This window comes from Pseudomonas sp. LBUM1640 (genome assembly GCF_059716225.1).
Window position 1 is genome coordinate 965,589 of sequence record NZ_CP166816.1, and the last position, 23,723, is coordinate 989,311.

The 23,723-nt window shown below is 57.9% G+C and carries 18 protein-coding genes; 5 read left to right on the forward strand and 13 right to left on the reverse strand.

Annotation, left to right across the window (positions count from 1 at the left end; all coding sequences use genetic code 11):
* Nucleotides 1-321 precede the first annotated feature (321 nt).
* Entirely contained in the window at nucleotides 322-1,905 is a 1,584-nt protein-coding gene (locus ACA065_RS04270) for a peptide chain release factor 3 (RefSeq protein ID WP_497693451.1), read from the forward strand.
* 95 nt (nucleotides 1,906-2,000) lie between these two features.
* Here ACA065_RS04270 and ACA065_RS04275 read toward each other — a convergent pair whose 3' ends face one another.
* Complete coding sequence (locus tag ACA065_RS04275) at nucleotides 2,001-2,177, reverse strand: EF-hand domain-containing protein (protein WP_497693452.1); 177 nt, start codon at nucleotides 2,175-2,177, stop codon at nucleotides 2,001-2,003.
* 398 nt (nucleotides 2,178-2,575) lie between these two features.
* On the opposite strand from ACA065_RS04275, the gene ACA065_RS04280 reads away from it, so the two are divergent.
* A complete protein-coding gene (locus ACA065_RS04280) occupies nucleotides 2,576-2,851 on the forward strand; it encodes a hypothetical protein (protein WP_497693453.1) in 276 nt (91 codons plus the stop codon).
* A 96-nt stretch (nucleotides 2,852-2,947) separates the two neighbouring features.
* Complete coding sequence (locus tag ACA065_RS04285) at nucleotides 2,948-3,208, forward strand: hypothetical protein (RefSeq protein ID WP_497693454.1); 261 nt, start codon at nucleotides 2,948-2,950, stop codon at nucleotides 3,206-3,208.
* 140 nt (nucleotides 3,209-3,348) lie between these two features.
* Here ACA065_RS04285 and ACA065_RS04290 read toward each other — a convergent pair whose 3' ends face one another.
* The 12 genes from ACA065_RS04290 to ACA065_RS04345 all read right to left on the reverse strand — a co-directional run bounded on the left by ACA065_RS04290 (nucleotide 3,349) and on the right by ACA065_RS04345 (nucleotide 21,696).
* Entirely contained in the window at nucleotides 3,349-4,485 is a 1,137-nt protein-coding gene (locus ACA065_RS04290) for a hypothetical protein (protein WP_497693455.1), read from the reverse strand.
* Nucleotides 4,486-4,732: 247 nt separating this feature from the next.
* Nucleotides 4,733-5,704 (reverse strand): peptide ABC transporter ATP-binding protein, encoded by a 972-nt coding sequence (locus tag ACA065_RS04295; RefSeq protein WP_497693456.1) that lies wholly within the window; start codon nucleotides 5,702-5,704, stop codon nucleotides 4,733-4,735.
* On the reverse strand, nucleotides 5,704-6,672 hold the full coding sequence (locus ACA065_RS04300; protein WP_012722187.1) for an ABC transporter ATP-binding protein: 969 nt from the start codon (nucleotides 6,670-6,672) through the stop codon (nucleotides 5,704-5,706). The genes ACA065_RS04295 and ACA065_RS04300 overlap by 1 nt, the downstream gene beginning before the upstream one ends.
* Nucleotides 6,673-6,682: 10 nt before the next feature.
* Nucleotides 6,683-7,594: an ABC transporter permease subunit gene (locus ACA065_RS04305; protein WP_064450679.1), complete on the reverse strand. Its 912-nt coding sequence runs from the start codon at nucleotides 7,592-7,594 to the stop codon at nucleotides 6,683-6,685.
* 10 nt (nucleotides 7,595-7,604) lie between these two features.
* The gene (locus ACA065_RS04310; protein ID WP_003215992.1) at nucleotides 7,605-8,615 is read right to left on the reverse strand and encodes an ABC transporter permease subunit; all 1,011 of its coding nucleotides are present in this window, start codon (nucleotides 8,613-8,615) and stop codon (nucleotides 7,605-7,607) included.
* A 76-nt stretch (nucleotides 8,616-8,691) separates the two neighbouring features.
* A complete protein-coding gene (locus tag ACA065_RS04315; RefSeq protein ID WP_497693457.1) occupies nucleotides 8,692-10,290 on the reverse strand; it encodes an ABC transporter substrate-binding protein in 1,599 nt (532 codons plus the stop codon).
* Between the two features lie 80 nt (nucleotides 10,291-10,370).
* Nucleotides 10,371-11,768: an OprD family outer membrane porin gene (locus ACA065_RS04320; RefSeq protein ID WP_497693458.1), complete on the reverse strand. Its 1,398-nt coding sequence runs from the start codon at nucleotides 11,766-11,768 to the stop codon at nucleotides 10,371-10,373.
* A gap of 170 nt (nucleotides 11,769-11,938) precedes the next feature.
* A complete protein-coding gene (locus ACA065_RS04325) occupies nucleotides 11,939-13,483 on the reverse strand; it encodes an ABC transporter substrate-binding protein (protein ID WP_497695297.1) in 1,545 nt (514 codons plus the stop codon).
* 363 nt (nucleotides 13,484-13,846) lie between these two features.
* The gene (locus ACA065_RS04330) at nucleotides 13,847-15,475 is read right to left on the reverse strand and encodes an ABC transporter substrate-binding protein (RefSeq protein ID WP_497693459.1); all 1,629 of its coding nucleotides are present in this window, start codon (nucleotides 15,473-15,475) and stop codon (nucleotides 13,847-13,849) included.
* A 258-nt stretch (nucleotides 15,476-15,733) separates the two neighbouring features.
* Nucleotides 15,734-17,335 (reverse strand): ABC transporter substrate-binding protein, encoded by a 1,602-nt coding sequence (locus ACA065_RS04335; RefSeq protein ID WP_497693460.1) that lies wholly within the window; start codon nucleotides 17,333-17,335, stop codon nucleotides 15,734-15,736.
* Between the two features lie 102 nt (nucleotides 17,336-17,437).
* Entirely contained in the window at nucleotides 17,438-20,647 is a 3,210-nt protein-coding gene (locus ACA065_RS04340) for a dermonecrotic toxin domain-containing protein (protein ID WP_497693461.1), read from the reverse strand.
* A 335-nt stretch (nucleotides 20,648-20,982) separates the two neighbouring features.
* Nucleotides 20,983-21,696, reverse strand: coding sequence for an SIMPL domain-containing protein (locus ACA065_RS04345; protein WP_497693462.1), 714 nt, complete (start codon nucleotides 21,694-21,696; stop codon nucleotides 20,983-20,985).
* A 205-nt stretch (nucleotides 21,697-21,901) separates the two neighbouring features.
* Here ACA065_RS04345 and ACA065_RS04350 point away from each other — a divergent pair, with 205 nt between their 5' ends.
* Both ACA065_RS04350 and ACA065_RS04355 read left to right on the forward strand, forming a co-directional pair.
* Nucleotides 21,902-23,164, forward strand: coding sequence for an ATP-binding protein (locus ACA065_RS04350; RefSeq protein WP_497693463.1), 1,263 nt, complete (start codon nucleotides 21,902-21,904; stop codon nucleotides 23,162-23,164).
* The gene (locus tag ACA065_RS04355; RefSeq protein ID WP_003171731.1) at nucleotides 23,157-23,717 is read left to right on the forward strand and encodes a response regulator transcription factor; all 561 of its coding nucleotides are present in this window, start codon (nucleotides 23,157-23,159) and stop codon (nucleotides 23,715-23,717) included. Before ACA065_RS04350 ends, ACA065_RS04355 begins: the two co-directional genes overlap by 8 nt.
* Nucleotides 23,718-23,723 lie beyond the last annotated feature (6 nt).

Here is a 23,723-nt window from a genome sequence, read left to right on the forward strand (position 1 = left end):
CTTTTTTTCTTTTGTCGGCGAACACATTTCCGAGCGGCAATGCCATTCCTGGCTGTCGGCAATGAGTTCGCGAAAAGCAGCTCGCCGATACCGGCAACGCGGTATGCGATCGAGCCATGAGCGCAGCCTCGTCAGGCTAACTTGCTGATTTATCAGCCCCTGTTCCGAGTGCGATAGCAGGGGAGTGGACGTCTCTACCTTTTAAAAGGTTCCACACTTGGCAGCATTTAGCCACCCCTAATGGGCTGAACGGTGGTCCGGCGCCTGGGGTTTGCGCTATACTCGCCGCCCTTTTTTGACTCACCTGCCAGGCGATTTCCCATGACCCACCAGGCCGCCGAAGTCGCGAAACGCCGCACTTTCGCCATTATTTCCCACCCCGATGCCGGTAAAACCACCATCACCGAGAAGCTCCTGCTGATGGGCAAGGCAATCGCAGTGGCCGGCACGGTGAAATCCCGCAAATCCGACCGCCATGCGACATCCGACTGGATGGAGATGGAGAAGCAACGGGGTATTTCCATTACCACGTCGGTCATGCAGTTCCCGTATCGCGACCACATGGTCAACCTGCTCGACACCCCGGGCCACGAAGATTTCTCCGAAGACACCTACCGCACCCTGACCGCGGTGGATTCGGCCCTTATGGTCCTCGACGGCGGTAAGGGCGTTGAGCCACGTACCATTGCGCTGATGGACGTGTGCCGTCTGCGTGACACGCCAATCGTCAGCTTCATCAATAAACTCGACCGCGATATCCGCGACCCGATTGAGTTGCTGGATGAAATTGAAGCGGTGCTGAAGATTAAAGCCGCGCCGATCACTTGGCCGATTGGCTGCTACCGCGACTTCAAGGGCGTGTACCACCTGGCCGACGACTACATCATTGTCTACACCGCCGGCCACGGCCACGAGCGCACCGACGTCAAGATCATCGAGAAGCTCGACTCTGACGAAGCCCGCGCCCACTTGGGTGACGAGTACGACCGCTTCGTCGATCAGCTGGAACTGGTGCAGGGCGCCTGCCACGCGTTCAACCAGCAGGAATTCCTCGACGGCCAGCTGACGCCGGTGTTCTTCGGTACTGCCTTGGGCAACTTCGGGGTCGACCACGTACTCGACGCCGTCGTGAACTGGGCGCCGCAGCCTCTGGCTCGCGTCGCCAATGAGCGCACCGTGGAGCCGGTTGAAGAGAAATTCACCGGCTTCGTGTTCAAGATCCAGGCGAACATGGACCCCAAACACCGCGACCGTATCGCCTTCATGCGTATCTGCTCCGGCAAATACGAAAAAGGCATGAAGATGCGCCACGTGCGCACCGGCAAGGACGTGCGCATCGGCGACGCCCTGACGTTCTTCTCCTCCGAGCGTGAACAGCTCGAAGAAGCCTTCGCCGGCGACATCATCGGTTTGCACAACCACGGCACTATCCAGATCGGCGACACCTTCACCGAAGGCGAAGCGCTGGGCTTTACCGGTATTCCGCACTTCGCCCCGGAACTGTTCCGCCGCGTGCGCCTGCGTGACCCGCTCAAGTCCAAGCAACTGCGCCAAGGCCTGCAGCAATTGGCGGAAGAGGGCGCCACCCAGGTGTTCTTCCCTGAGCGCAGCAACGACATCATCCTCGGCGCCGTCGGTGTGCTGCAGTTCGATGTGGTCGCCAGCCGCTTGAAAGAGGAATACAAGGTCGAATGCTCCTATGAGCCGATCACCGTGTACTCCGCGCGCTGGATCGATTGCAGCGATAAGAAGAAGTTGGAAGAGTTCTCCAACAAGGCCGTGGAAAACCTGGCAGTGGACGGCGGGGGTCACCTGACCTACCTGGCGCCGACGCGGGTGAACCTGGCGTTGATGGAAGAGCGCTGGCCGGATGTGAAATTCCGCGCGACTCGCGAGCACCACTAAAAAATGATACGGGCCATACGATACGTATGGCCCGTATTAGCGTGTTTAGTATTAGCAACTAATACTGAAATAACTCAGGCCAGCCTTTCAGCTCACTATGTTTTAGATGGGAAGTAACTGTGGGTGGTTGCCTCTTTGACAAAGCGGTCGTATTCGGGCCGTGAGATAAAACCGTTATTGTCTTTGTCTGCAGCCTTGAAGGCGGCGTCATCAAATTCTGATTTATTGGAATAACCCAGTTCCGCTGCTGTTTTAACGTAGCGATCATCCATGTATAAGCTCCATTCCTGTCTTGACAGTTGCCCATCCTTGTTTCGCTCGGAATAGTCCCAGTTATCATTGTAGATCGTGTTGTAAAGACCTCCGCAGGCGGTGGTATTCACAAAGACGGCGATGAGTGCACAGGCGACGAGGATAGACTTCACTTTGCTTGTCTCGAGAGTTCGTGGAACCCGGACTTTAGTGATTGATATCCGCTGGATGCAATAAACTCGGTTGAATGGCTAAAACTTTCGGAACAATCCTACGGCTGGAATGGAAACGGTTTTATGGGTAAGCGTTTTGCAACGGGCCGGATGGCGCATGGCCTTAATTGCGAAAACCATGATGCGCGACTAGGTTGATAAAGGGGCCTGACACCGTTCCCCCATCGACTGAAAAGGAGGCCGTCGTGCCGAGTATTCAACGTGCTACCCAACTGGTGCTGCTGGCAGCCTTGGGCATCTCCACCGCCTGGGCGCACACCCCCGTGCCGGTCTCCGGCCCACTATTGGCGGATGCAGGAAAGCCCCAGTGGAAAGACACCGGCCCGGTGACCAAGAAAAAGCAGAACGAGGTCAACTCTGGCAGTTGGCAGCCACAGGTCCAGCCGGCCCCCAAGGAAGATGCAGAAAACCCCTACAACGAAGGTGAAGACAGTGAAACCTACGATGACGGCGACACCTGAGGCCTGGCGCAAACCCGGCATTGGGGCTAGCGTCTAACCTGGCGACGGTAACCGCTGTCGTGCAGGTGTCATCTACTGACTGGACGGAAATCGACCATGAGTATTTTTCAACGAGTAGTGCTGTTGATAAAAGTGCTGGTGCTGTTGTCGCTGGGGATGTCGACGGCCTGGGCGCATAACCCGGTGCAGGGCAGTCAGGCGGGCTTTTCGGCGGTGCAGACGACGCAGGGCAAAGGCTTGCAACTGGCAAAGAGCGAGTCGGAGGCCGGTGATGAAGATCAGGGCGGCTCCAACGATGATGATGACCAGCAAGCCCCGCCAGACGACGATAACACTGACGGTGACAGCGATACCTGAGTGGCCAGGAAAAAAGCCCCACCTGCCGGACTGATGCGCAACCCAATGGGAGTAGCGGTAGGACTTGAGCAATGCCCTGGATTGAAGCACCAGGGCATTTTTTTGCCTGCACGTTGCAAAGGACAGTCGCCAGATACCTATTAACTGATATCTGTGAAGTGATCGCTGCTCAGAATAGGGTCGATTGAAAGCCCCGCTTCAGGGGTGTAGCCGGCACGGGTGGCTGCAGTAAATTTAATATCCTTACTGCCTTTGGTAATACTGCGCTCACCTGCAGTTTGCGTACTGGTGGTGTACACGGTACTGCGCATCTTCATATACCCGCCCGCATCTTCTTTCATTTTGGCGAGCCGTTCATCTATCTGCGCTGGCGTCAGGTTGAGTTTCTTTTCCAAGCGAACGCCCCAACGCGTCAGGCACACCTCTGCAAAGTGGCGAACAATCTGGCCCGGTTCTGCATAAACCTTTGCACCCTGGTTGCCATCGGCGGCGGCATTGCCCACTAAGGTCGCGTGGCGGCCGGGCAGGGGGTAGATATGAACGTTGGTGGTTTTATCGCATTCCGGAACAACGCACGCAAAGCCCAGTGATCGTTCATCTCTTGCGTAAAAAGCCACATATTCTTTGACGTTGCTACCGAGCTGTACCCGGCTGTCCTGGAAGTTCAAGAGCCCCGGAACAGGGTCGACGGCGAAGATGTTAACGGGCACGTTCTTTAAGACGCTGTCATTCAACATGGCATTGGCGAGCATATGGCAGCTGATCCCGCCGCGACTCCAACCGACCAGATTGACCTGGGTCGGAATGATGCCGTCTTTACGAAAGGTCTTGATGATCTGCTCTTGCAAGGCTTGTTGCGTGACTTTGCGCGTACCGTAATCATACGTGCGCCAATACCAGCTGCCTGTGGCTTTGACTTCTTCAATCGGGACGCCGGCTTTGAGCAACTGGTTGTAGTTTTCCTCGGTCAGTTTTACCCGCTGCCACGTGAACGTACCTTTCATGATGTTCACGGCATGCGTCACATTTTCTTCCCAGCCGGAACCCAGGGCGGTTCCCTTGAGGGGAAGGTAATTACCGGACTCTGTGAACATCTCATCGGCTTGCAAGTTGCCACTGCCGGGGCCGTCGATGACGATCCATTCGGCAAACTCTTTACTGAGGCTTTGGGTGTTTTGCGCGAGGGTGGAAATGAGTTCTCCGTTCCAATAGTTGGCGTTGCTGTCATCGAATTTAGTTGAGCCGGTGCCGCAGAAAAACACAGTGAAGGTTGTCATGAGCGCTTACCCGTCCGTTGGATAAAGTTCGTGAGCCCATGAAAGTGCAAATAGACGTGGCTGACTACTGTGAGAACTCACAGGTGGTTAGATTGCTTTCGAATACTTAACGGGTGTTATTAATAGAAAACTGCGGGTGAGCGCCCCAAAAAGAAAGCCCCTCCCGCCAGGCTGATGCGCAACCTGATGGGAAGGGCTGTAGAACACGGGTCATGCGCTGGGTGTGTCCCAGGGCATTTTTTACCGGTCAGGCCACAAACTGCTCCGCGTAGTGGCAAGCCACCTGACGGTTATCCAGCGGCCGCAGCAGCGGCTCTTCTGTGCTGCACCGTGCTGTTGCATAGGGGCAGCGCTTGTGGAACGCACAGCCAGGCGGCGGGTTCAGCGGGTTGGGCAGTTCGCCGACGATTTTGATCTTCGGTTTGTTCGGGTCCGGGTGGATGGTCGGGGTGGCCGACAGCAGCGCCTGGGTGTACGGGTGCAGAGGGCGTGCGTAGATGTCGTCCTTGGGGCCGACTTCCACCGGGCGGCCGAGGTACATCACCATCACGTCATCGGCGACGTGTTGTACCACCGCCAGGTTGTGGGAAATGAACACGTAGGCGGTGTTGAATTCCTGCTGCAAATCCATGAACAGGTTGAGCACCTGGGCCTGGATCGACACGTCGAGTGCCGAGGTCGGCTCATCCGCCACCAGCACTTTGGGTTGCAGCATCATCGCGCGGGCCAGCGCGATGCGCTGGCGCTGGCCACCGGAGAACATGTGCGGGTAGCGCTGATAATGCTCAGGGCGCAGGCCCACTTGCTTCATCATTGCCTGCACTTTCTCGCGGCGCTCGGCGGCGGACAGGTTGGTGTTGATCAGCAGCGGCTCGCCGAGCTGGTCACCGACCTTCTGGCGCGGGTTCAACGAGGCATAGGGGCTCTGGAACACCATCTGCACGTCTTTGCGCAATTGCTTGCGTTGGGCCTTGTCGGCGCCGGCCACTTCTTGGCCGGCGATTTTCAAGGAGCCTGAAGACGGCTCTTCAATCAGCGTGAGCGCACGGGCCAGGGTGGATTTGCCGCAACCGGATTCGCCAACGACCGCCAGGGTCTTGCCGGCTTCCAGCTCAAACGACACGCCATTAAGCGCGCGTACCAGCGCATGGCCCTTGAACAGGCCACGGGACACTTCGTAGTGACGGGTGAGGTCGCGGGCGGTAAGAACGACGGCCATTACGCCACCTCCTGGTTCAAGGGGTAGAAGCAGCGCGCGAGGCTGTTGCTTTTTGGGTCAAGGCCGGGGCGCTGGGTACGGCAGGATTCCTGCACGTACGGGCAGCGTGGCGACAGCAGGCAACCCTGCGGGCGGTCATAACGACCGGGCACGATACCCGGCAGCGTGGCCAGGCGCGTGGCGCCCAGGCTGTGTTCCGGGATCGCCTTGAGCAGCGCTTCGCTGTACGGGTGCGCCGGGATGTCGAACAACTGCGGGACCTGGCCGACTTCCACGGCTTGCCCTGCGTACATCACACACACGCGCTGGGCGGTTTCGGCCACGACGGCCAAGTCGTGGGTGATCAGCACCAGGCCCATGTTCTGCTCTTTCTGCAGGGCCAGCAGCAGTTCCATGATCTGCGCCTGGATGGTCACGTCCAAGGCCGTGGTCGGTTCGTCGGCGATCAGCAGTTTCGGCTCGCCGGCAATTGCCATGGCGATTGCAACACGCTGGCTCATACCGCCGGACAGTTGGTGCGGGTAGGCATCCATTCGGCTGGCGGCGCCTGGGATTTCAACTTTTTCGAGCAGTTCGATGGCGCGTTTACGCGCTTGCTTGCCGGACATTTTCAAATGCAGGCGCAGCACTTCTTCAATCTGGAAACCCACGGTGTAGCTGGGGTTCAGCGCGGTCATCGGGTCCTGAAACACCATCGCCAGGTCTTTGCCGACGATCTGGCGGCGCTGGCGGTTGCTCAGCTTGAGCATGTCCTTGCCGTCGAAGTTCAGGGCGTCGGCGGTGACGATGCCGGGGTGCTCGATCAGGCCCATCAGCGCCATCATGGTCACGGATTTACCCGAGCCCGACTCGCCAACGATTGCCAGTACTTCGCCTTTGTCCACGGTAATGTCGAGGCCATCGACCACCGGCACGGCGGTCTTGTCGCCGAAGCGGACGTTGAGATTCTTGATTTCTAACAGTGACATGGGAATCTCCTCAGGCGGCGTTCTTGAGTTTCGGGTCCAGCGCGTCGCGCAGGCCGTCACCCATCAAGTTGATTGCCAGCACGCTGAGCAAAATGGTCAAACCAGGCAAGCTCACCACCCACCAGGCGCGTTCGATGTAGTCACGGGCCGAAGCCAGCATGGTGCCCCACTCAGGGGTTGGCGGTTGTACGCCAAGGCCAAGGAAACCCAGGGCCGCGGCATCGAGAATCGCCGAAGAGAAGCTCAACGTAGCCTGTACAATCAACGGCGCCATGCAGTTGGGCAGCACGGTGATGAACATCAGGCGGGGCAGGCCGGCGCCGGCGAGGCGGGCGGCCGTCACGTAGTCGCGGTTCAGTTCGCCCATCACCGCAGCGCGGGTCAAGCGGACGTAGGACGGCAAGGACACGATGGCGATAGCGATCACGGTGTTGATCAGGCCAGGGCCGAGGATCGCGACAATGGCCACAGCCAGCAGCAGCGACGGCAGGGCCAGCATGATGTCCATCAAGCGCATGATGGTTGGGCCAAGCATGCGCGGGAAGAACCCGGCGAACAGACCGAGCAGGATGCCCGGAATCAGCGACATCACCACCGACGACAAGCCGATCAGCAGCGACAGGCGCGAGCCCTGGATCAGGCGCGAGAGCAAGTCACGGCCCAGTTCATCGGTGCCGAGCAGGAACTGCATCTGGCCGCCTTCCAGCCAGGCTGGAGGGGTGAGCAGGAAGTCGCGGTATTGCTCGCTCGGGTTATGCGGCGCAACCCACGGGGCAAAAAGCGCGCAAAACACGATCAGCAACATGAACAGCAGGCCGGCAACCGCGCCTTTGTTCTTGGAAAAGGCTTGCCAGAATTCTTTGTACGGGGACGGGTACAGCAGGCTTTGATCGACTGCTGACACTTGAGTAGGTGTGGTCATGGTCATGATCTCAGCGCTGGTGACGGATGCGTGGGTTGGCGAAGCCGTAGAGGATGTCCACCACGAAATTCACCAGGATCACCAGGCAGGCGATCAGCAGGATGCCGTTTTGCACCACCGGGTAGTCCCGCGCGCCAATGGCTTCGATCAGCCATTTGCCGATGCCGGGCCACGAGAAGATGGTTTCGGTCAGGACAGCACCGGCCAGCAGGGTGCCGACTTGCAGGCCGACCACGGTGAGTACCGGAATCAGCGCGTTACGCAGGCCGTGCACGAATACCACGCGCGCCGGCGACAGGCCTTTGGCCTTGGCGGTGCGGATATAGTCTTCACGCAGTACTTCGAGCATCGACGAACGGGTCATCCGCGCAATCACCGCCAGCGGGATGGTGCCCAGCACGATGGCCGGCAGGATCAGGTGGTGCAAGGCATCCCAGAAGGCGTCCGGCTCGTCGGCCAGCAGGGTGTCGATCAGCATGAAGCCGGTGCGCGGCTCGATGTCGTAAAGCAGGTCGATACGCCCGGAAACCGGGGTCCAGCCCAGGCTCACCGAGAAGAACATGATCAGGATCAGGCCCCACCAGAAGATCGGCATCGAATATCCCGCAAGGGAGATGCCCATCACCCCATGGTCGAACAGGGATCCTCGTTTCAAGGCCGCGATCACCCCGGCCAACAGGCCCAGGATACCGGCGAACAACAGGGCGGCCATGGACAGTTCCAGGGTCGCGGGGAAGAGGGCGGTGAATTCGGTCCACACGCTGGTGCGCGTGCGCAGGGATTCGCCGAGGTCGCCATGGGCGAGCTTGCCTACGTAGTCCAGGTATTGCGCGTACAACGGCTTGTTAAGGCCAAGGCGTTCCATTGCCTGTGCGTGCATCTCGGGGTCGACTCGTCGTTCGCCCATCATGACTTCGACGGGGTCGCCTGGGATCATGCGAATCAACGCAAACGTCAGCAACGTGATGCCGAAAAACGTGGGGATTAATAACCCCAATCGGCGGGCAATAAAACTAAACATCTTGTTGTGTACCTCAATCAGCCGGTTAGGCAGGTTCGGCACCGTCAATGTCGACGGTGCCGAGCGTCTTCTCTTATTACTTCACCTGGGTGGTGGCGAAGTTATTGGTAGTCAGAGGGCTTTGGGTAAAGCCTTCGACGTTTTTGCGCATGGCGGTGAACATTTTCGGGTAAGCCATGGGAATCCAGGGTTGGTCCTTCTCGAAAACGTCCATGGCTTGTTCGTAGAGTGCGGCCCGTTTCGAGGGTTCCTCGATGGCGCGTGCCTTATCGATCAAGTCTTGAAACTCTTTGTTACACCAGCGGGCGTAGTTTTCGCCGTTTTTCGCTGCATCGCAACTCAGGTTTGGGGTGAGGAAGTTATCCGGGTCGCCGTTATCGCCTGCCCAGCCAGCAGACACCATGTCGTGCTCGCCGTTTTTAGCACGCTTGAGCATCTCGCCCCATTCCATAACTTTGATATTGACCTTCAGGCCAATCTGCGCCAAATCCGCCTGCATGCGCTGGGCGCCGAGCATTGGGTTCGGGTTGGTCGGGCCGCCACCGTTACGGGTGAACAAGGTGATCTCGGTGCCTTCCGGTACGCCGGCTTCCTTGAGCAGGGCGCGAGCTTTATCCAGGTCACGTGGCGGGTTCTTCAGCTTGTCGCTGAAACCCAACAGTGTTGGCGGATACGGGCCGGTGGCATCGATGGCGTTGCCTTTGCCGTACAGGGATTCGTTGTAGCCTTTTTTGTCGAACGCGATGTTGATCGCGTGACGCACGCGAGCGTCGCTCATGTACTTGTGCGTGGTGTTCATCGCAGTGTAAGCGGTGGTCATCGCCGCCAGTTCCGCAACCTTCAGGTTCGGGTCGGCCTTCATGCTTGGCACGTCATCGGGCTTGGGATACAGCGCGATCTGGCACTCGTTGGCCTTGAGCTTTTGCAGGCGCACGTTGTTGTCAGTGGTAATCGCCAGGATCAGCGGGTCGGCTGGCGGCTTGCCACGGAAGTACTCCGGGTTGGCCTTGAAGCGCACTTGGGCGTCTTTGGCGTAGCGGGTGAAGATGAATGGCCCGGTGCCGATCGGCTTGGCGTTCAGGTCATCGGTCTTTCCGGACTTGAGCAACTGGTCGGCGTATTCGGCGGAGTGGATCGAGGAAAACGCCATGGCCAGGTCGGCCAGGAACGGTGCTTCAGGCCGGGTCAGGGTGAAGACAACAGTATGGTCGTCGGTCTTCGTGACGCTCTTGAGCAGTTCCTTGAAGCCCATGCTTTCAAAGTATGGGTAGCCCACGGCGGACTTGTTGTGCCAAGGGTGGTTCGGGTCCAGCTGGCGCTGGAAGCTCCAAAGCACGTCGTCGGCGTTCATGTTGCGCGTGGGTTTGAAGTAGTCGGTGGTGTGGAACTTGATGTCGTCACGCAGGTGGAACGTGTAGGTCAGGCCATCGGCGCTGATTTCCGGCAGGGCTTTGGCCAGTGCAGGCACCACGTCGGTGGTCCCGGGCTTGAAGTCCACCAGGCGGTTGAAGATGGTTTCGGCGGCGGCGTCAGCGGTGACGGCTGTGGTGTACAAGACCGGGTCGAAACCCTCCGGGCTGGCTTCGGTGCAGACCACCAGCGGTTTGGCCGAAACGCCGATCGCGACGCTCAACAGCGCAGCGGCAATGGCGGCTTGTAGCGGGAGCATTTTCATTCAGAGCCCTCTGCAATCGATTGAACCAGACAAGCGTAGACAGCGGGCTCGTGATGAGCCCGCTGTTTACCTGGCGCTAATTAAAGAATGTTGAACGGGATGGTGGTGACCAGACGGAACTCACGGATGTTGCCGTCAGCCTGTTGGGCGCTGGCACGGTGAGTGACGTAGGTGCCACGGATGGTGGTGGCTTTCAGAGGGCCGCTCTGGATAGCGTAGGAACTACCCACGCCGTATTCCTGGTGCTTCTCGCCGTCCTGGGACTGAATGCCGTTGTAAGCGAAGCCTTTCACGCCGCCGTCGCCGGTGTAGTGAGTACCATCGATGCCCCAACCGCGCGCCGAGTAGATGTTGAACTTCAGGCCTGGCACGCCGTATTCGGCCATGTTGAGGCCGTAGGCGACCTGGAAGGACTTCTCGTTCGGACCGTTAAAGTCAGAAGTCAGGGAGTTGGCCAGGTAGATGCCGTTGGTTTCGTGCAGGTAGTCGAAGTACTCGTCACCGTTAACGGCCTGGTAGGAGAAGGTCAGGCTGTGAGCTTGGTGAGTCAGGCCGAGCGACAGCGAGTAGGTGTCGTTGTCGATCTTGCCCATCAACTTTTTGCCTTCGTCGACGGTTTTGTAGTAGTTCAGGCCGGTGGTCAGGGACAGGGTCTGGCTGTCACCCAACTCGTGGGTAGCACCGACATAGTACTGGTTCCAGAAGTCTTCCACGTTAGCGGCGAACACGCTGGTCTTCAGGCTTTTAAACGGCTGGTAGTTAAAACCAACGGTGCTGACCTTGTCGGTTTCCTGCTTGCCATTGCCGTATTCGGAACGGAATTTCGACAGGCTCTGCTCGGTACGTGGCGATACGCGATCAAAAATACCGCCCTGGAAGGACAGGTTGCTGAATTCCTGGCTGTCGAACGACACACCTTCAAAGCTCGACGGCAGCGCACGGTTGCCGATGGTGTCGACGATGCCGCTGCTGAAGTTTTGGCGACCGGCGGTCAAGGTGGTGTTGGAAACACGGAACTTGACGTTGGCCAGGCCCAGTTTGCTCCACTGGCCTACGGCATCGCCGTCGGAGTCAGCCAGGGTACGGTTGGAACCGCCCTTGATGTCACGCTTGCTGCGGTCCAGGGCCACAACGTTGTAAGCCGCCACTTCGGTCGACACGCCCACAGTGCCTTGGGTGAAGCCCGAGGAGTAGTTGAGGATGGTGCCTTGCAGCCAGTTCGTGCGGTTTGCGTCGGTTTCTGTCACGCCGTGCTTCTGATACGAGAAGCGCTGGCCACGGAATTTACGCTCGCTGGAGAACCAGTTACGGGTAGTACCGCCCAGGCTTTGACCGTCGATAAAGCCTTTAGCCTCGCTTTGGGCGCTGGTGCCGGCCAAGGTCGTTGGAACGAAGTCCTGGCTTTGGGTATCAGCGAATGCGGTCGCCGTGATGCTGCTGATGGCCAGGGCCAGAAGCGCTTTGCTGCTCAGTTTCATGGGTGGAGCTCCTTTGGTTCTCTTTTTAATGCCGGTCTTTTTAGGTGAACCGGCTATTGGGTGTGTAACTCGTTCAAGCCTTTGCAAACGTTTGCCGTAGGAAATTTCCCAACAAAAGGCTGCACGTTTGCTAGGAAGCCAACTTCGCTCCCTGCAATCCGGTTATTTTTTTATGGGGTGATACTGACGCCCGAGAACACGTTGCGGCCGAAGGGGCTGACTTTGAAACCTTCGACTTTGGCGCTTAACGGTTGGTTGACCGTTGAGTGGGCGACTGGCGTGATCGGCACCTGTGTTTTAAGCAGTTGCTGCGCCTGTTTGTACAGAACAGTCCTTTGTTCGCGGTCGGTGACGACCTTGGCTTGCTTGATCAGCTTGTCGTACGCCGGGTCACACCACATGGAGTAGTTGTTCCCGCCGATGGCGTCGCAGCTATACAGAGTGCCCAACCAGTTGTCCGGGTCACCGTTGTCGCCGGTCCAGCCGATCAGGCTGATATCGTGCTCACCATTCTTGGTGCGCTTGATGTATTCGCCCCATTCGTAGCTGACGATCTTGACCTTGAGGCCGATCTTGGCCCAATCGCTTTGCAGCATCTCGGCCATCAGCTTGGCGTTGGGGTTGTACGGCCGTTGCACCGGCATCGCCCACAGGGTGATTTCGGTGCCTTCCTTTACGCCGGCAGCCTTGAGCAGTGCCTTGGCTTTTTCCGGGTTGTAGGCGGCGTCCTTGATGGTGTCGTCGTAGGACCACTGGGTCGGCGGCATGGCGTTGACCGCCAGCTGGCCAGCGCCCTGGTACACGGCATTCAGAATGCTTTGCTTGTTCACCGCCATGTCCAGTGCTTGGCGCACTTGGAGCTGGTCGAAGGGTTTGTGGCGCACGTTGTAGGCGATGTAGCCGAGGTTGAAGCCTGGCTTGGTGAGCAATTGCAGGTTCGGGTCGGCCTTGAGGGCGTCGACGTCGGCGGGGCGCGGGTGCAAGGTCACTTGGCACTCGCCGGCCTTGAGTTTTTGCACCCGCACCGACGCGTCGGTGTTGATGGCGAAGATCAGTTGATCGAGCTTGACCCGGCTCGGGTCCCAGTACTGTTTGTTGCCCACATACCGGATCTGCGAGTCTTTCTGGTAGCGCTGGAATACAAACGGGCCAGTGCCGATCGGCTTCTGGTTGATGTCGCTGGGCTTGCCTTCTTTAAGCAGCTGCTCGGCGTACTCGGCCGACAGAATCGAGGCAAAGCTCATGGCGATGTTTTGTACGAACGCGGCGTCGACCGTGTTCAGGGTCATCACCACGGTGTGCGGGTCGGTTTTCTCGACCTTGGCAATATTCTTGTTCAGGCTCATCCCGTTGAAGTACGGAAACTCGGTGGGGTAGGCCTTGCGAAACGGATGGTCGGGGTCAAGCATGCGGTTGAAGGTGAACAGCACGTCGTCGGCGTTGAAGTCGCGGGTCGGCTTGAACTCCTTGTTGCTGTGGAATTTCACCCCTTCACGCAGATGAAAGGTGTAGGTCAGGCCGTCTTCGGAAATATCCCACTTGGTTGCCAGCCCAGGCACCACATTGGTCGCGCCCTTTTCGAACTCAACCAGGCGGTTGTACAGCGGCTCGGCCGCATCGTTGTCGGTGGCGGCGGTGTATTGCGCGGTGTCAAACCCTGCCGGGCTGCCTTCAGAGCAGAACACCAGGCTCTTTTTCTCGGCGGCTTGGCCCATCGTGGCCACAGCCAGCAGGCTGGTGCCAAAAATTGCGGATAGAACGGTGGTATGGCGCATGACGATCCCGATCCTTGTTTGTAGTTGTCATCAGTGAGCAATCACCCAGGCTTTCGCCTGGGAGACATCACTGATCCCACACACAGCAAGTGCCTTTCCGTGATTGGTGCTTGTGCTGTCCTACGACGTTATGGGTCGCTGACTTTGCAGTAAATGCGCCAAAACGGATTGACCTTGTAGGTAACGTAGCTATACGTCGCGGCTCATTGCCGTAAGACACAATGAGTGCGGTCGTGGCCTGTTTCCTACGGTCTAGGCGGATGCAATAACGGCGACGTTATGAGACGTCGCCGTTATTAATCCTTACTTGCCGCTTACGCTCACGCCGTAGAAGGAGTTCAAGCCAAATGGGCTGATCTTGAAGTCCTGCACGGTATTGCGCATGGGTTGATACACCGTCGAGTGCGCGATAGGTGTCATCGGGACTGCATCTTTGAGGATATGTTGCGCCTGCTTGTACAGCTCGGTGCGTTTGGCGACATCCGATGTGGCCTTGGCTTCTTTCACGATGCCATCGAATTTTTTGTCACACCATTTGGAGAAGTTGTTACCGGCCAGCGAGTCGCAGCCGAACAGCACGTTCAGCCAGTTGTCCGGGTCACCATTGTCGCCGCTCCAGCCAATGATCATGGCCTGGTTCTCGCCACCTTTGGAACGCTTGATGTACTCGCCCCACTCGTAGCTGACGATGTTGACCTTCAGGCCGATCTGTTTCCAGTCGTTCTGCAGCATCTCAGCCATCAGCTTGGCGTTCGGGTTGTACGGACGCTGAACCGGCATCGCCCACAGGGTGATTTCGGTGCCTTCCTTGACGCCTGCTTCCTTGAGCAAAGCCTTGGCTTTGGTCACGTCGTGCGGGGCATCCTTGATGGTGGTGTCGTAGGACCACTGGGTCGGCGGCATGGCGTTGACGGCCAGTTGGCCGGCACCTTGGTACACGGAGTCGATGATTTGCTGCTTGTTCACCGACATGTCCAGGGCTTCACGCACCCGGATGTCCGACAGCGGGTTAGGCGCGGTCTGGCCTTTGAGTACCGGCATCACGTTGTAAGCGATGTAGCCCAGGTTGAAACCGGCTTGGTGCGGCAGTTTCAGGTCCTTGTCTTCACCCAGCGCCTTGAGGTCGGCTGGACGTGGGAACAGGGTCACCTGGCATTCGTTTTTCTTCAGCTTCTGGATACGCACCGACGGGTCGGTGGTGATGGCGAAGATCAGGTTGTCGATCTTCACGTCCTCAGGCTTCCAGTAATCCTTGTTGCCGGTGTAACGGATGTTGGAGTCTTTCTGGTAGCTCTTGAACACGAACGGGCCAGTGCCGATTGGCTTCTGGTTGATGTCCTGGGCCTTGCCTTCTTTCAACAGTTGGGCGGCGTATTCAGCCGACTGGATCGAAGCGAAGCTCATCGCCAGGTTCTGGATGAAAGCAGCGTCCACGGTGCCAAGGGTGAACTTGACGGTGTGGTCATCGACTTTCTCGATGTTCTTGATGTTGGTGTCCATCCCCATGTCCGTGAAGTACGGGAACTCGGTTGGGTAGGCTTTGCGGAACGGATCGTCCTTGTTGATCATGCGGTTGAACGTGAACAGCACGTCATCGGCATTGAAGGTACGGGTCGGCTTGAAGTACGAGGTGGTGTGGAATTTCACACCATCACGCAAGTGGAAGGTGTACGTCAGGCCATCCGGGGACACGTCCCAAGTGGTGGCCAACCCAGGAACCACAGCGGTGCCGCCGCGTTCGAACTGGGTCAGACGGTTGAACATGGTTTCGGCCGAAGCATCGAAGTCTGTTCCGGTGGTGTACTGGCCTGGGTCAAAACCGGCCGGGCTCCCTTCGGAGCAGAACACCAGGTTAGTCGCCGCTTGGGCGAAAGGGGCTGCGGCCATAAGGCCAGCACTAACTAAAAGCGGAATGACTGCGTGTTTAAGCATGTTGGCCTCATGATTTGTTGTCATTTTTGGTGGTGAGGGCGACCTCGTGAGTCGGCCTGCGGATACTTATGCAGGGGCCATACCCATTGCAAGATGCTGAACCGTCGTGAGGGCCAAACTGTGGTACGAACGTACAGGAATGTCGCATTTATGAAAGTTTGTACATAAATGCATATATATAGAGGGTTTTTTCGGTGCATTGCGCGCACCAAAAGCGCCCAGCCGAGCCGTCTGGCGCACTCGGTTGGGGCGCGGCTGTTACTTATCTAGACTGACACCATAAAAGGGCGTCAGGCCAAAAGGACTGATCTTGAAGTCCTGCACTTCCTTTCGAAGTGGCTGGAAAACCGTCGAGTTCGCAATAGGTGTTATAGGTACTTGTTCCTTAAGGATTTTCTGTGCCTGTTGATACCACTTGATGCGCTGCTCACGGTCGCTGTTGACCTTCGCCTGTTGTACGAGTTTGTCGTAGGCCGGGTTACACCATTTGGCGTAGTTACTGCCTTTGACTGCGGCACAACTGTAGAGCACGCCGAGCCAGTTATCCGGGTCGCCATTGTCGCCGGTCCAGCCATAAATCATCGCGTCGTGCTCGCCATTTTTGGCGCGCTTGATGTATTCGCCCCACTCATAGCTGACGATGTTGGCGTTGATACCGACTTTCTCCCAATCCTGTTGGATCATTTGCGCCGACATCCGCGCGTTGGGATTGGATGCGCGCTGCACGGTCATCGCCCACAAGTTGATGGTTGTGCCTGGTGCAACCCCTGCTTCTTTTAGTAGCGCCCGCGCCTTGGTCGGGTCGTACGGCGCGTCCTTGATGGTGGGGTCATAAGACCACTGCGCCGGTGGCAGTGCGTTCCGCGCCAATTGCCCGGCGCTTTGGTAGACGGCCTTGATAATCGCCGGCTTATCGATCGCCATGTCCAAGGCCTGGCGCACCTTGAGCTGGTCCAGCGGCGGGTGGGTCACGTTGTAGGCAAGAAAGCCCAGGTTGAAGCCGGCTTGTTGCAGCACCCGCAGGTTCGGGTCCTGTTTCATCACCTCGATGTCGGCCGGGCGCGGGTAACCGCTGACCTGGCACTCGCCGGCCTTGAGTTTCTGCAAGCGCGAAGCGGCGTCCGGGGTGATGGCGAACACCAGGTTGTCGAGCTTCACATCCTCGGGTTTCCAATACTGTTTATTGGCGACATAGCGAATCTGCGAGTCTTTCTGGTAGCGCTTGAACACAAATGGCCCGGTGCCCACGGGCTTTTGGTTGATCTCTTCGGCCTTGCCTTCTTTTAAGAGCTGGGCGGCGTATTCGGCCGATTGCACCGAGGCAAAACTCATTGCCAGGTTCTGCACGAACGAGGCATCGACGTTGTTCAGGTTGAAGCGCACGGTTTGATCGTCGAGTTTTTCGACGTTTTTGATCGTGGTGTTCAAGCCCATGTCGGTGAAGTACGGCGACTCGGACGGGTAAGCCTTGCGAAAGGGGCTGTCGGCATCCAGCAGGCGGTTGAAAGTGAACAACACGTCATCCGCGTTGAAGTCGCGGGTAGGGGTGAAGTAGTCGGTAGTGTGGAACTTGACGCCATCGCGCAGATGGAAAGTGTAGGTCAGGCCGTCTTTGGATACATCCCAGCGGGTCGCCAGGCCGGGTTCGACTTCGGTGCCGCCACGCTTGAACTGGGTCAGGCGGTTGAACACGGTTTCGGCGGAGGCATCGAAGTCGGTGCCGCTGGTGTACTGGCTGGGGTCGAAGCCGGCGGGGCTGGCTTCGGAGCAGTAGACCAGGGTGCTGGCCGCCTGAGCCATCGGCATGCATGCCAGCAGGCTTGCAGCAAAGAGCAGCGGTTTTAAGGTGATTCTTTCCATGGATGCCCCTGAAATGGCCGCTCTATAAGCGACCCAAAAGAAAACGGCGGTCACCGAGGTTACCGCCGTTCTGCTTATCCAGGTAGATACACGCGTTTGGATTTATTGGCCTGGGGCTTCTGGCACCGAGGCAGTCAACAGAGTAGGTGCCACCTCTTCGATGATGTAAGGGTTGTCCGACACTTCGTTACCCAGGCTGATTTTGAAGTGGCGGGAGCTGGTCATTTCCATATCCGGAATAAATTTCATGTTCTTGCCCCGTAAGTCATTCAGGTGCCACTTGGCGACGACTTTGACTTGGGCCTCGTTTTTGACCGGGTCATAGTCAATAAAATAGGCGATGTTATTGACTTTTGGGCTGTAGCCTTCTTTCACGTTGTTCAGCAAATCAATGTTGGCCGGGGCGGACGAACCTTGATGGGCGACCTCGGAAATACGCGCGCGCAGGTCTGCATCAGGAATCGCTTTCTCGAACTGTTGAAGCCTGTTGTGTCGGATGCTGTCGGTGGAGTCCCCGCCGGCGTCGAGCTTAAAATGAATCTCTCCGTTTTCCGTATAGCGAGTCACCGCATAGTCGGCGCGATTGAGATCAAGAAAGAAATTATTCGAATAGAGACTGGTGCTGTCGGGTATCGGTCTCGCCTTCTCCGATTCCAACACTTCAAACTTCTCTTTTTGTGCGGTCCAGGAAATATTCAGCTTTCTTTTCAGGACGCCATTTTCTTCGTAGCCGCTTGTGGACACCGTGTAGGGTTTTGCCTCATCAACCTTAAGCAATTCGTCGAATACCCCCGCCTGCTTTATCGCTTGCTCATCCACCTCGGCGAACAGGTCAGAGAACTCCGGTTTAAGTTGTTCACTGGGCGTTGGCGAGGCTGAGCGCTGCCATGGCCAAAGTCGAACGCCGCCATCTCCCGGCGCACGCGCCCATTCACCCTCGCGACCGGGTGTGACTACCACCAGTCCTGCACCCTCGCGGTTAATGATTTTGGCAAAGGTATCGCCTGATCGGTAGCGACCGGATATCTCAAACACTTGGCTTGTCCCGGTTTCATCGGTAAGGCGCACGAATTGGCGGAACGCCCCAGTGGCGTCGGTCATTCGGTACACCCCCAGCGCGTCACGGGTGGCATTTTTTATCAACGCCTCACCGTTGGGTACGGCATGTTGCGCCAGGGGGATGAGTGACTGGGATCTAGGCAGGGGCAGTGGTACAGGTTCGTTGAATACGGAAGGTTTACCGGAGGAAGGGCCAGGTTTTGCTTCCTCTATTTCAGTTGGTTTGGGCGCCGCAGGCAACTCCATGGCGGGTAATCCCACTTCTGGAGGGCGTGCAAAAGGGTCTTCAGGGACCGTACTGGCCCCGACCGAGAACAGCGTATTCAGCAAACCGTCGAATGCCTTGGAAGCACCGTCGTTGCGTTCCGCCTCAGTGTCGCCGGACGATGTTTTTTCCGCTCCCAGCACCAGTTCAGTTACCCCAGTGATTATTGCGGCGGCGGCAACCGGCGCAGCGATGGGCGCAAGCTTGGCTAGCAACCCGGCCGCTACGGTGATGTCGTTCAGCCAAGTATCCCGAATGACCTCGGATTTGGACTTGATAACAACGTCGGCATCACTGTCCATCCGCGCTTTACTGGCCGATGCTAGTTGTTGAAACACATCCCCTTCAATTTTCGAGTGTTTGTCATTGACCACAGGGTCTTTCAATTTACCTGTGGCCATCTTGTCGAAGAGGGTGTTCAGGCCGTCCTTCTTTTCCCCAACGTGTGTGAACCACAACACCGGGATAATTACTTTTTCCAGGCGTGAAAAAAAGTTGGCGGTTTGGTCCTGGTGATACATCAATGGAAAACGCGCCATCAATGTGGCTCGTTTTTTTGGATCTTTGGTTTGGTTGACAACCCATTGATCGAGTTTCTCAAGAGAGTCAAACCTGAGAAAAGCGGGTGTGGCTCCAGGGAAGTAAAGGGCCTGCCACCCATGGTCGCCAGCACTGAATCGCATGATGTCGCTGGAGGTATAGCCGTGGATGTTAAGGGCGTTCACTTGAACGTTGCCTTTCACCTGCGCCCTGTTCTTGAGTTGTTCGACGGTGAGCGGCGTATTTTCATCGAGCGGGAGGTTGGACGCTGCCCCCATCACCCGTTCGTAATCTTCGCGGGTGAAGCGCTCCTCGGGTGCCTGCAGCGCGCGCTCGGCCGGTGATCGGGCTTCAGCCATTTTTAATTGCTTGCGGGCTTGGTAGACGAACTCGCCTTTGATTGCGGTCTCGTAGTTACCCGCATGAGTGTTCCAGAAATTGTCGATCTTCTGGGTCATCTGGGCTTGAAAGTCAGTCTTCCAGCTTGCGTGCATGAGCCTGGACGGTTCGAGAGGGAATTCGTTATGGGCGCCGTACCCGCTCTTTGTGCTTTCACCTGCGCCTACGGTATACAACCCGGCTTGTGCATCCAGGGTGCCCGGGATCCCATCGTGTTCGGAGAAGTTTTTCAGCAGGGCATCCGGTAGGCGTAGTGAAGAATACGGCTCTTCACCGGGGTGCTCCCAGCCAGTAATGGGTGTCGGATCACCGGTTGGTGGGGTGTTGTAACTATGGAAACGGTTCAAATAAATCGTGTCAGCGTCGACGACTTTGCCGGTCAATTTAAAAATCAGCGCTTCGGCCCACTTCTTGGCTTCTGCCCGCGTGTTAGGCAGGTTGTTGGCAACCTCAACGGCCAGGTGTTTATAAGCCAGTGTTTGGGGGGCGGCACTGTAATACGTGACAGCGCTCTCTTTATGCACTTGCAGGGCATCGGCCGAACGACTGCTGGCAGGCCGTAGGCGGTCATCGGGGGAGATGGGGTCGAAGGCAACTTTATGTTCCATCTGCCTGATTTGTGCTCGACCCTCAGCGAGGGTGGCAGGGAGTGGTATACCTGTGAAGTTTGCCACTACCTTTGCGGTGACTTGTACGTAGCCATCACGCAAGCCCACTTGCAGTACGCCACTGTTTCCAGGTGCGATGACTTTGGCTGCCGCCAACAGTGGCCCTGAAATTTGTCCCCATCCCGTGGTGTCCGTGAGACTGAAGGTTTTCTCTTCGCCTCTCACCGTGGCCCTTAATGTACCTGTAGAGGGGTTGATCGAGAGCAGGCTGTCGAGGTCGATTTTCTGTTCACGCATCCAGCCTTGAACAACTGGATGCTCCAGTTGGGCCCGATACAGTGCAAGCCACTGGCCTAATGTGCTCTCAGCTGGAACGTCTACCAGCTTGGGGGTCACGCCCAGCACGATGCTTTGTACCGCTAACAGGTAAGACTTGAGCAACTCTGTTTCTTGAGGTCGAGCCATTTCACCGGCTGGTGGTTGAGGCGCTTTTGTCGCTGACAGTTGGGGTGGGGAGACAGAATCGGCAGGAAGGCCGGTGTCTTGGGGCATGCGCACAGAGAGTCTTGGGTTGAGCGTTAAGGTCATGATTTCGGTTCTCAAGAAGTGATTGCCTGCGTGTCCCTCCGTGGTGGCAGTGGCAACAGTGAGTTGTGAGAACCGAGTGTTTGATTCCGTGGTGATTTGTCGCTGAGTACTACATACGTAGGTGGCGGAATCTCCAAAAAAAACGGCGCAAACCTACAGGTTGCGCCGTTTTTTCGTTCCGGACGGGCTTATTGCAGTACTTCAATGACCCCGTCAGCGCTCATGTTGACCTGGCTGGTGCCAGCTTCCACTTCCGGCGTCGGCGCCGAATCCGCCATGGCCGCTTTCATCATCATCCCGCCGTTGCGGGCATAAGGCATCGGGTAGCCATTGGTGTTGAAGTTCAGGTTGACGATCTTGTAGCCCTTGCCGCCCAGTGCGTCGGTGGCCAGTTGGGCGCGAGCCTTGAACGCGGCGACCGCATCTTTGAGCAAGGCATCTTCGCTGGCCTTGCGCGTGTTGTCGGCGATGGCGAAGTCCATGTTTTCCATTTTCAGGGTATTGAGCAGTTCGCCGGTGAGCTTGGACAGCGCCGGGAAGTCCGCGCTTTCCAGGCGCAGTTCAGCGCGCTCACGCCAGCCGGTGATCTTCTGGTTCTTGTTGTCGTAGATCGGGTAGCTGTTACGGCTGCCTTGGCGCAGGGTCACGCCTTTGACTTCGCGCGCTTCGCCCAAGGCCTTGTTCAGGGTGGTGGTGATTTCGGCGGCGAGCTTGGCCGGGTCGGTATTTTGCGCCTCGGTGTAGAGGGTGACGATCATCTTGTCGCGAGCCACTTCCTGGCTGACTTCGGCACGCAGGGAAATCTGGTTGTAGTTCAACCCTTCGGCTGCCAACGCGGGGAGGCTGGCAAGTGTGGCGATGCCGAGGGTGATAACAGCTGCATTGCGAGTGAAACGAGACATGGAAGCTCCTTGGGATGTTCGTGTTCGGTATGACTGTAGACGGTGCTATCGGGTTCTTCGGGTTTACACATTCGCTACAAGTCGGCGGGGCGCCGACGAACGGTCATTTGCTCGGCCTGCGGCAAAGAGCCACACGCGCCGTGTCAGCGGGTCGGCTTCGTTTATACTCCTGCCGATCCGCCTGCAGCGCTCACCGGGAGAGCTCATGCTCGCCGCCGTAAAACTGACTTCCGCCACACGCCAGAACCTCTGGCGCCTGACGTTTATCCGCACCCTGGTACTGGCCGCACAGGCCGGCTCCGTCGGGCTCGCGTATTGGTTCGACCTGCTGCCGTTGCCTTGGCTGCAACTGGCCGTGACCCTCTGTTTCTCCATCGTACTGTGTGTGTTCACGGCCATTCGGCTGCGTACCACGTGGCCTGTGACCGAGTTGGAATACGCCCTGCAACTGGCCTGCGACCTGTTTATCCACAGTGTGTTGCTGTATTTCTCCGGTGGTTCCACCAACCCTTTTGTTTCGTATTACCTGGTGCCACTGACCATCGCGGCGGTCACGTTGCCATGGCGCTACTCGGTGGCGCTTTCGGGTATTGCGTTGACTCTGTACACCTTGTTGCTGGCACAGTTTTACCCGTTGCAGACGTTCCCCATCGCTCGGGAAAATCTGCAGATCTACGGGATGTGGCTGAGTTTCGCCTTGTCTGCCGCAGTGATTACCTTCTTCGCGGCGCGCATGGCCGAAGAGCTGCGTCGCCAGGAAGAATTGCGCGCCATTCGCCGCGAAGAGGGCCTGCGCGACCAGCAATTGCTGGCCGTCGCCACTCAGGCTGCCGGCGCCGCCCATGAACTGGGTACGCCGCTGGCGACCATGAGCGTACTGCTCAATGAAATGGTCCAGGACCATCACGACCCGGCCCTGCAAGATGACTTGAGTGTGTTGCAGGAACAGGTCAAGCAGTGCAAGCAGACCTTGCAGCAACTGGTGCGTGCCGCCGAGGCCAATCGCCGCCTGGCAGTCGAGATGCAGGACGTGACCCAGTGGCTCGACGAAGCCCTGAACCGCTGGCATCTGATGCGCCCCGAAGCCAGTTACCGCTTCAACCTGCTGGGCCAGGGCAGTGTGCCGCGCATGGCGCCGCCGCCAGACCTGACCCAAGCCTTGCTCAACCTGCTGAACAACGCCGCCGACGCCTGCCCTGAAGGCCTGGGCGTGCAGCTGGACTGGGATGCGGAAGACGTCACCATCAGCATTCGTGACCACGGCGCGGGCGTGCCGCTGGCCATTGCCGAGCAAATCGGCAAACCCTTCTTTACCACCAAGGGCAAAGGCTTCGGCCTCGGCCTGTTTTTGAGCAAGGCCAGCGTGACCCGCGCGGGCGGCTCAGTGAAGCTCTATAGTCATGAGGAAGGCGGCACGCTCACCGAGCTGCGCCTGCCCCGTGTCGCACGAGGAGATATCGATGAGTGACGAGATCCAAGTCGAAGGCGAAGAACTGCCGCACCTGTTGCTGGTAGATGACGACGCCACCTTTACCCGCGTGATGGCGCGCGCCATGAGCCGCCGCGGCTTTCGCGTGAGCACCGCAGGCTCGGCCGAAGAAGGCCTGACCATCGCCCAGGCCGATTTGCCGGACTACGCCGCGCTCGACCTGAAAATGGACGGTGACTCCGGCCTGGTGCTGCTGCCCAAGCTGCTGGAACTCGACCCGGAAATGCGCGTGGTGATCCTCACCGGTTACTCCAGCATCGCCACCGCCGTCGAGGCCATCAAGCGTGGCGCCTGCAACTATCTGTGCAAGCCGGCGGACGCCGACGACGTGCTGGCCGCCTTGCTCTCCGAGCACGCCGACCTCGACACCCTGGTGCCGGAAAACCCGATGTCGGTGGACCGCCTGCAGTGGGAACACATCCAGCGCGTGCTGACCGAGCACGAAGGTAATATCTCCGCCACTGCCCGCGCCTTGGGCATGCACCGCCGCACCTTGCAACGCAAGCTGCAGAAGCGCCCGGTACGGCGCTGAGCGCGC

Coding starts and splice junctions, on each gene's coding strand:
- ACA065_RS04270 (WP_497693451.1), top strand. CDS start 322: ATGACCCACCAGGCCGCCGAAGTCGCGAAACGCCGCACTTTCGCCATT.
- ACA065_RS04275 (WP_497693452.1), bottom strand. CDS start 2,177: ATGGATGATCGCTACGTTAAAACAGCAGCGGAACTGGGTTATTCCAAT.
- ACA065_RS04285 (WP_497693454.1), top strand. CDS start 2,948: ATGAGTATTTTTCAACGAGTAGTGCTGTTGATAAAAGTGCTGGTGCTG.
- ACA065_RS04290 (WP_497693455.1), bottom strand. CDS start 4,485: ATGACAACCTTCACTGTGTTTTTCTGCGGCACCGGCTCAACTAAATTC.
- ACA065_RS04295 (WP_497693456.1), bottom strand. CDS start 5,704: ATGGCCGTCGTTCTTACCGCCCGCGACCTCACCCGTCACTACGAAGTG.
- ACA065_RS04300 (WP_012722187.1), bottom strand. CDS start 6,672: ATGTCACTGTTAGAAATCAAGAATCTCAACGTCCGCTTCGGCGACAAG.
- ACA065_RS04305 (WP_064450679.1), bottom strand. CDS start 7,594: ATGACCACACCTACTCAAGTGTCAGCAGTCGATCAAAGCCTGCTGTAC.
- ACA065_RS04310 (WP_003215992.1), bottom strand. CDS start 8,615: ATGTTTAGTTTTATTGCCCGCCGATTGGGGTTATTAATCCCCACGTTT.
- ACA065_RS04315 (WP_497693457.1), bottom strand. CDS start 10,290: ATGAAAATGCTCCCGCTACAAGCCGCCATTGCCGCTGCGCTGTTGAGC.
- ACA065_RS04320 (WP_497693458.1), bottom strand. CDS start 11,768: ATGAAACTGAGCAGCAAAGCGCTTCTGGCCCTGGCCATCAGCAGCATC.
- ACA065_RS04325 (WP_497695297.1), bottom strand. CDS start 13,483: ATGGGCCAAGCCGCCGAGAAAAAGAGCCTGGTGTTCTGCTCTGAAGGC.
- ACA065_RS04330 (WP_497693459.1), bottom strand. CDS start 15,475: ATGCTTAAACACGCAGTCATTCCGCTTTTAGTTAGTGCTGGCCTTATG.
- ACA065_RS04335 (WP_497693460.1), bottom strand. CDS start 17,335: ATGGAAAGAATCACCTTAAAACCGCTGCTCTTTGCTGCAAGCCTGCTG.
- ACA065_RS04345 (WP_497693462.1), bottom strand. CDS start 21,696: ATGTCTCGTTTCACTCGCAATGCAGCTGTTATCACCCTCGGCATCGCC.
- ACA065_RS04350 (WP_497693463.1), top strand. CDS start 21,902: ATGCTCGCCGCCGTAAAACTGACTTCCGCCACACGCCAGAACCTCTGG.
- ACA065_RS04355 (WP_003171731.1), top strand. CDS start 23,157: ATGAGTGACGAGATCCAAGTCGAAGGCGAAGAACTGCCGCACCTGTTG.